General features: G+C 72.7%; 8 protein-coding genes. 3 read left to right on the forward strand and 5 right to left on the reverse strand.

Annotated elements, in window-relative coordinates:
- Positions 1-121 precede the first annotated feature (121 nt).
- The 5 genes from DT057_RS36875 to flgF all read right to left on the reverse strand — a co-directional run bounded on the left by DT057_RS36875 (position 122) and on the right by flgF (position 4,824).
- A complete protein-coding gene (locus DT057_RS36875) occupies positions 122-1,195 on the reverse strand; it encodes a coiled-coil domain-containing protein (RefSeq protein ID WP_238313471.1) in 1,074 nt (357 codons plus the stop codon).
- Between the two features lie 203 nt (positions 1,196-1,398).
- Positions 1,399-2,142 (reverse strand): flagellar basal body L-ring protein FlgH, encoded by a 744-nt coding sequence (flgH, locus tag DT057_RS21375; protein ID WP_128564126.1) that lies wholly within the window; start codon positions 2,140-2,142, stop codon positions 1,399-1,401.
- A gap of 10 nt (positions 2,143-2,152) precedes the next feature.
- A complete protein-coding gene (gene flgA / locus DT057_RS21380) occupies positions 2,153-3,274 on the reverse strand; it encodes a flagellar basal body P-ring formation chaperone FlgA (protein ID WP_128564127.1) in 1,122 nt (373 codons plus the stop codon).
- A complete protein-coding gene (flgG, locus tag DT057_RS21385) occupies positions 3,274-4,065 on the reverse strand; it encodes a flagellar basal-body rod protein FlgG (RefSeq protein ID WP_128564128.1) in 792 nt (263 codons plus the stop codon). Before flgG ends, flgA begins: the two co-directional genes overlap by 1 nt.
- A gap of 12 nt (positions 4,066-4,077) precedes the next feature.
- On the reverse strand, positions 4,078-4,824 hold the full coding sequence (gene flgF, locus DT057_RS21390; protein ID WP_128564129.1) for a flagellar basal-body rod protein FlgF: 747 nt from the start codon (positions 4,822-4,824) through the stop codon (positions 4,078-4,080).
- A 292-nt stretch (positions 4,825-5,116) separates the two neighbouring features.
- On the opposite strand from flgF, the gene fliL reads away from it, so the two are divergent.
- From fliL to DT057_RS21405, 3 genes are all read left to right on the forward strand, one after another.
- On the forward strand, positions 5,117-5,623 hold the full coding sequence (fliL, locus tag DT057_RS21395) for a flagellar basal body-associated protein FliL (RefSeq protein ID WP_128564130.1): 507 nt from the start codon (positions 5,117-5,119) through the stop codon (positions 5,621-5,623).
- 13 nt (positions 5,624-5,636) lie between these two features.
- Positions 5,637-6,851: a flagellar motor switch protein FliM gene (gene fliM, locus DT057_RS21400; protein WP_128564131.1), complete on the forward strand. Its 1,215-nt coding sequence runs from the start codon at positions 5,637-5,639 to the stop codon at positions 6,849-6,851.
- Between the two features lie 65 nt (positions 6,852-6,916).
- Positions 6,917-7,314: DUF6468 domain-containing protein (locus DT057_RS21405; protein WP_128564134.1), on the forward strand; the 398-nt coding region annotated here is incomplete at its 3' end.

Genomic DNA, 7,314 nt, shown 5'->3' on the forward strand with positions numbered 1-7,314 from the left:
CCGCGTCCCTGGTGCCGGCCGTCCCGGATCCGACCGGATCTCCGATCCGACGCCGGAGCGTCTCGCCCGGCGCCGGTTCTTGGGCGGACGGGGCTGTTCCGCTGCGATGCCCCGGCCCCGCTCAGTGCAGGCTGCGCGCCAGCGCCACGATGGCGCCCACGATGACGACGGCCTGGAAGCCGATCGCCGAGAGAACCCACTTGAGGATCTCGTACTTGGTCTCCGAGATCTCGGTCTTGGTCGAGGCCCGCAGCGCGTCGAGCGCCACCCGCAGCCCGTCGATGTCGGTTCTCGTCGTCGCCCGCACGTCGGCGAACTCGGCTTTGGTCGTCGCCCGCATTTCGGCGAACTCGGCCGTCGTTGCCGCCCGCAGCCCGTCGATTTCGGTCTTCATCGTCGCCCGCACATCGGCGAACTCGGCCGTCGTTGCCGCCCGCAGCCCGTCGATCTCGGTCTTCATCGTCGCCCGCACATCGGCGAATTCGGCTGCCGTCGCGGCCCGCATCTCGGCGAACTCGGCTTTGGTCGTCGCCCGCACATCGGCGAACTCGGCTGCCGTCGCGGCCCGCATCTCGGCGAACTCGGCTTTCGTCGCCGTCCGCATCTCGTCGAGGTCGGCTCTCGTCGCGGCCCGGAACCCGTCGAAGTCGGTCTTCGCCGTCGCCCGCATCTCGACGAATTCGGCCTTCGTCGCGGCCCGCAGCCCGTCGATGTCGGCCTTCGTCGCCACCCGCAGCCCGTCGATGTCGGACTTCACGGCGATCCGGAGCACCTCGAGGTCGGCCTTCGTGGCGAGGACCGCCAGGTCGACCTCGCGCGCGTCGCGAATGACGGTGGTGACGGCCTCTGCCTGGTCCTCCGAGAATCCGCCGGCCTTGAGCCTGCGGGCAATGGAGAGCGTGTCGAGGGCGAGGCTCATGCGGACCGTGCCCCGCCGAGCCGGGACGCGCGGCGCGGCTCCGCCCGCGCCGCCGGATTCAGGCCGGCCGCCGGCGCGCCGCGTCCGTCCGGCGGGCACGGGGCGGAGCGTCCATCGGCCTGCGCGCCTGTCGTCGCGGCGCCTGTCGTCGCGGACATCATCACGGTCGTGCCTGCGGGATCCCGGTTTCCGTTGGGGCAGTGTAGCGGGTTTCGCGCGACGATGCACCAGGATCTCGGATCCCGCCAGGGCCGCACGCCGCGCCGGCTCGGTCACGCGGGGGCGGGCGCGGCGGGATCCCGCAAAGGGGGGTTGAGCGGCCCCGGCCGGGGAGTGGCCGGGGCCGCGCCGTCCCGGGCGGCTCAACGGGGGGAGCGTGCCGCCCGGGATGGATCGTCGACGAAGCCGGCCCGCGCCGCGGCTCCGCGTGCCCGCCCGGTTCGTCGGACCGGCACCGTTCGTCAGAACGGCACCGTTCGTCAGAACGGCAGGACGATGTCGAGGAACTGCTGGCCGTAGCGCGGCTGCTGCACGTCGGTGATCTGGCCGCGGCCCCCGTAGGCGATGCGGGCCTGGGCGATCTTGGCCGAGTCGATGGTGTTGTCGGACTCGATGTCCTCCGGCCGCACCACGCCCGCCACCACCAGCTCGCGCACCTCGAAGTTGATGCGGATCTCCTGGCGGCCCTCCAGCACCAGGTTGCCGTTCGGCAGCACCTGGGTGACGATGGCGGCCACGTTGGTGGTCACGGTCTCGGCCCGCTGGACCGAGCCGGCGCCGTCGTTGCTGGTGGTCGAGTCCGTGTTGAGCAGCTTCTCCGGGTTCGCTCCGCCCAGGAGCTTCGTCTTGGTCTCGAGCCCGAAGGCGTTGGGGATCCCGAACGACTCGCTGTTCGAGCGCGAGCGCTTGGTCTCGTTGTTGAGGTTGGCCTTGTCCGTGACGTTGATCTTCACGGTGACGAGGTCGCCGACCTTGGCGGCGCGCTGGTCCTTGAAGAACGCCCGCGAGCCGGTGCGCCAGAGCGAGTTCGACGCGTAGGAGACCGGCTGCACGTCGGGCATCGGCAGCCGCACCGGCTTGTAGCCGGCCTGGGCGGTCGGGTCCTCGATCGCCGTGAGCACGGGCTGGGCGCCGATGTTCGAGAGGCGGTCGACGGTGTTGCAGCCGGCGAGGGCGAGCGCCAGGAGCGCGGGCGGCGCGAGGCGGGAGGCGAGAGGCAGCATCGGTCGCGTCTCAGTTGCGCTCGGGGAGGGGGGTGGCTCTGCGCTCGGGCGTGGCCGCCGAGGCGACGCGGCCCGGGGCCGGGGGCTCGGCCGCGGACGGCCCGACGGTGACCCGGCCCGGACCGATCACGGTGGCCTGGATCACCTTCTTGGAGGTCGGGTTCACCACCGCCACCACGGCGCCGAGCGGCCCGCCCTCCTTGGCCTGGCCCCGCAGCGACAGGGCGATGCCCGGGGTCTCATACACGATGGTCACGGTCTCGCCCCGGGCGACGAGGTCGGGCCGGACGAGGTCGCCGCCCCGCAGGGGCTGCCCGGCGGGAAGCGCCCGCTGGGCCACCTGGCCGACGAGGCCGGAGGGATCGCCGCTCGCGTCGGCGGGCACGCCCTCGCGGGGACGGCGCTCGACCGCGACGTCGGCGGGGCCGAGCGCCTCGCCGCGGGCGAGCGCCCGGGTGAGCACCGCCACCTCGGTCGTCTCGATCACCTGCCCGGCGACCCGCAGCGAGGCCTGGCGGGCGCCGACCGTGACGAGGGCGGAGACCCGGCGCGTGCGGGGATCGTAGACCAGCTCCTGGGCGCTCACCGTGCCGTCGAGCTCGGGCGGCACGCTGATGGCCGGCGCCTCGCCCTCGAACGCGATGGTGAGGGCGCCGGCGTCGAGGCCGCGGGTGCGGGCGAGCTCGGCCCGCAGGGCGGCCTCGATCTCCGCCCCGGCGATGCGGCGGGCGGCGCGCTGCACCGAGACCTGGAGCCGGCCGCCGCTCTCGGGGGGCTCGAGCCCGAGCCCGACGGCGGCCTCGACGATCCGCCGGACCTGGATCGTGCCGCCGGTGCCGAGGGGAGGCGCGCGGAACAGCGGCCGGGCGGAGAGCGCCGCCGGGGCGCCCTCGACGAGGTCGCCGAGGGTGATCACGTCGCGCCGGGCGGTGATGTCGCCGCGCAGCGTCAGCCGGCCGCTCTCCTCGGCCAGCACCGGCAGGGTCAGGAGCCCGAGGGCCACGAGGGCGAGCGCCGTGCGCCCGAGGGTGCCGGGGCTCAGGATCGGGCGGGGCGCCGGGTTGCGCGCGGCCGGGCCCGCCGGGAGGGCGGCCGTCGGCGACGCCGCCACGGAAGTCAGCAGGGAGGTCATCAGCCGCGGAACATCTGCGAGGTGGTGGACAGCATCTGGTCGGCGGCAGTGACGACCTTCGAGTTCATCTCGTAGGCGCGCTGGGCCGCGATCAGGGACGAGATCTCCGTCACGGCGTTGACGTTGGCCTCCTCGAGGTAGCTCTGCTGGAGGTTGCCGAAGCCGTCGGCGCCCGGGTTGCCGGTGATGGCCGGGCCGGAGGCCAGGGTCTCGGTGAACAGGTTGTCGCCGATCGATTCGAGGCCGACCTTGTTGACGAAGCGGGCGAGCTGGATCTGGCCGAGGTTCTGGGGGGCCGTCTGGCCCGGGATCGTGGCCTGGACCACGCCCGAGGCGCTGATGGTGACGCTCGTGGCGTTGTTCGGCACCGTGATGTTCGGGTTCATCAGGTAGCCGTCGCGGGTGACGATCTGGCCCTGGCTGTCGAGGTCGAGCGAGCCGTCCCGGGTGTAGGCGGTGCGCCCGTCCGGCATGGCGATCTGGAACAGGCCCTCGCCCCGGATGGCGACGTCGTAGGTCTTCTCCGTCGAGGACAGGGTGCCCTGCGACATCACCCGGGCGGTCGAGGTGGTCTTCACGCCCGAGCCGAGGGCGAGGCCGGCCGGCAGCTGGTTGCCCTGGTCGGAGGTGGCCGAGCCCGCCCGGCGCAGGTTCTGGTAGAGCAGGTCCTGGAAATGCGCCTGCTGGCGCTTGTAGCCCGTGGTGCGCAGGTTCGCGATGTTGTTCGAGATGACCTGGACGTTGAGTTCCTGGGCCGCCATCCCGGTGGCGGCGGCGTAGAGGGCGCGCATGTCCGGTCTCCGTCAGGCCGCGCCGACGTCGGCGAGGCGCTGGATCGCCGTGCCGCGCAGGCTGTCCATCCGCGAGACCGCGTCCGAGACGAGCTGGTAGACCCGGTTGACCTCGATCAGGCGGCTCATCGCCAGGACCGGGCGGACGTTCGAGCGCTCCAGCGCGCCCGGCTCGACGCGCGCCTGGGGACCGGCCGGCTGGGCCGGCGCGTTCGCGGCGTAGAGGTTGGCGCCGACGTTCGAGAGCCCTTGCGGGTTCGCGAAGGTGACGAGGCGCAGCTTGCCGCGGTTGCCCTGGTTCGTCGAGATCGTGCCGTCCGGCCCGATGGCGATACCCGTCTCCTGCGGGCTGATCTGGATCGGGCCGCCGTCGCCGAGCACGACGTTGCCCTCGCTGGTGACGAGCCGGCCCTGGCCGTCGAGCTCGAAGGCGCCGTTGCGGGTGTAGCGCTCGCCCTGCGGTGTCTGGACCGCGAAGAAGGCCTCGCCCCGGATCGCCGCGTTGAGCGGATTGCCGGTGGCCTCGATCGGCCCCTGGCTCAGGTCCAGGGGTGTGCCGGAATCGATGACGTAGGACAGGCGCCGGTCGGGGCGCTGGAAGGTCTCGGCGCTCGCCTTGGGCATCAGGTACTCCTGAAACCGCGTGGCGCGGGCCTTGAAGCCCGTGGTGGTGACGTTGGCGACGTTGTTGGCGATCACCTCGAGCTCGCGCCCGAGCGCCACCTGGGCCGAGAGCCCGATCAATTGGGCGTTCTGCATCGGCTGTGCTCCCCGCGATGCGTGTGCGCCGGGCCGCCCCGCTCCCCAGCGGCCGCCCCGGCCCCGACGGCGTCGCAGGGGCCGTGCCAGCGCCGGAAAGGAGCGATGTGCAGCAATATCAACGGCCTGGCCGCCCGGCGGGCCGCCGCCGCCCGGTCCCGTGGCCGCCGGGCGGCAGCTTCCGCCGGGCAGAAACTGCCGCCTTAACGAGGTGTTAACCGTCTTTTCCTAAATCCCTCGGGGCGGGTCGCGCGGGGCGCGGGGGCCCGGATCCCTGGAGTGCGGCGCAGCGATGGCCAAGAAGCCCAAGAAGGCCCCGGAGGCCGAGGGCGAAGCCGAGGGCGCGGCGCCGGCCGCCGGGGGCTCGAGGAAGAAGCTGATCGTGATCGCCGCGGCCGCCTTGCTGGCGGCGGGGGGCGGGGGCGGGTTCTTCCTCCTGCGCAGCCGCGCCGCCCACGCCGAGAAGCCGGCCGCCGAGACGAAGCTGCCGGTGGCCTTCATGGACGTGCGCGAGCTGACCATGAACCTCGCGGGCGACCCGGGCCAGCCCCAGCCCCGCTTCCTGCGCCTCAAGGTCACCCTGGAGGTGCGGGACGCCAAGGTGGCGGCCGAGATCCAGCCCCTGATGCCGCGGGTCGAGGACACCTTCCAGGTCTACGTCCGCGAGCTGCGCGCGGGCGACTTCGAGGGCGCGGGCGGCACCTACCGCCTGCGGGAGGAGCTGCTGCGGCGGGTCAACGTGGCGGTCTACCCCGCCAAGGTCGACGCCGTTCTCTTCAAGGACTTCGTGATCCAGTAGGACTCGAGACCCCGTGGCCGGACCCGACGACACTCTCGACGACGACGACTGGGCCGCGGCCCTGATCGAGCAGGGCGGCGGCGGCGACGCCTCCCTGGCCGAGGAATGGGGCGCGGCGCTGGCCGAGCAGGGCACCGCCACCCAGGCGAGCGACATGGCGGCCGAGTGGGCCAACATGATCGACGAGGGGGCGGCCGAGAACCTGCCCGAGCTCGCCGGCAACGACCGCATCCTGAACCAGGAGGAGATCGACCAGGTCCTCGGCTTCTCGCTGAGGGAGCTCTCGGCCTCGGGCGCGGGCGGCATCCGGGCCATCGTCGATTCGGGCGTCGTCTCGTACGAACGCCTGCCGATGCTCGAGATCGTCTTCGACCGGATGATCCGGCTGCTGTCGACGAGCCTGCGCAACTTCTTCCAGGACAACGTCGAGGTCACGCTCGACAACATCACCTCGGTGCGCTTCGGCGACTACCTCAACGCGATCCCGCTGCCGACCCTGCTCGGGGTGTTCAAGGCCGACGCCTGGGAGAACTCGGGCCTGGTCACGGTCGAGTCGAACCTCGCCTACTCGACCCTCGACCTCCTGCTCGGCGGCAAGCGCGGCGGCACCACCATCCGCCTCGACGGCCGGCCCTTCACCACCATCGAGATGCAGCTCGTGCGCCGGATGGTGGAGATCATCCTGGGCGACCTCGAGGCCTCGTTCCAGCCGCTCTCGCCGGTGCGGTTCCTCATCGACCGGATCGAGACCAACCCGCGCTTCGCCACCATCACGCGGCCCGCCAACGCCGCGATCCTGATCGACCTGAAGCTCGACATGGAGGGCCGCGGCGGGCTCCTCCAGATCCTGTTCCCGTACGCCACCATCGAGCCGATCCGCGACCTGCTCCTCCAGAGCTTCATGGGCGAGAAGCTCGGCCGCGACCACATCTGGGAGGGGCACCTCGCCACCGAGATCTTCCAGGCCGACGTCGCGGTCGAGGCGGTGCTGCACCAGATGACCCTGCCCCTGCGGCGGGTGCTGTCGCTAGAGGTCGGCGACACCATCATGTTCGACGCCAAGCCCACCGATCTCATCACGCTGCGCTGCGGCGACTGGGCGATGACGCAGGGACGCATCGGCCGGCTCGACGACAACATCGCCGTCCAGGTGACGCGGCCGCTCCGCCGGGCCCGCACCACCTTCGCGGCCTTCGAAGCCTCGATGAAGAACCGCAAGGACGGGTGAGCCGCCATGACGATTCCGGCCACGACGATTCCGGCCACGACCAATCCGCACGCAGGGGCCGCGCCGTGAGCCCGGTCGTCAGCATCCTGGCCGACGTCCTGGTGGCGGTGCTGCTCGTCGCCAGCATCGTCTCCTCGGTGGCGCTCAGCCGGCGCATCACCCGCCTCAAGGCCGACGAGGCGGCCCTGCGCCAGACCATCGGCGACCTCATGATCGCGACCGAGTCGGCCGAGAGGGCGATCGCGGGCCTGCGCACCACGCTCGGGGAATGCGACCGCACCCTGAGCGAGCGGCTGCGCACTGCCGAGCACACCAGCGCGGACCTCGCCGAGCGGGTCGCCGCCGGCGAGGACGTGGTGGCCCGCATCGGCCGCATCGTGGCCCAGGCCCGCCCGAGCGCGGCGGCCCCCGCGGCCGCGGCGCCCGTCGCCCCGCCCGCGGCCGTCCCGGCGGGGACCGGGGC

It is taken from the genome of Methylobacterium crusticola (genome assembly GCF_003574465.1).
Taxonomy (GTDB): Bacteria; Pseudomonadota; Alphaproteobacteria; order Rhizobiales; family Beijerinckiaceae; genus Methylobacterium; species Methylobacterium crusticola.

What these genes read in the sequence shown, in the direction of transcription:
- flgH (WP_128564126.1), bottom strand. Translation starts at nt 2,142, where the DNA reads ATGCTGCCTCTCGCCTCCCGCCTCGCGCCGCCCGCGCTCCTGGCGCTC.
- flgA (WP_128564127.1), bottom strand. Translation starts at nt 3,274, where the DNA reads ATGACCTCCCTGCTGACTTCCGTGGCGGCGTCGCCGACGGCCGCCCTC.
- flgG (WP_128564128.1), bottom strand. Translation starts at nt 4,065, where the DNA reads ATGCGCGCCCTCTACGCCGCCGCCACCGGGATGGCGGCCCAGGAACTC.
- flgF (WP_128564129.1), bottom strand. Translation starts at nt 4,824, where the DNA reads ATGCAGAACGCCCAATTGATCGGGCTCTCGGCCCAGGTGGCGCTCGGG.
- fliL (WP_128564130.1), top strand. Translation starts at nt 5,117, where the DNA reads ATGGCCAAGAAGCCCAAGAAGGCCCCGGAGGCCGAGGGCGAAGCCGAG.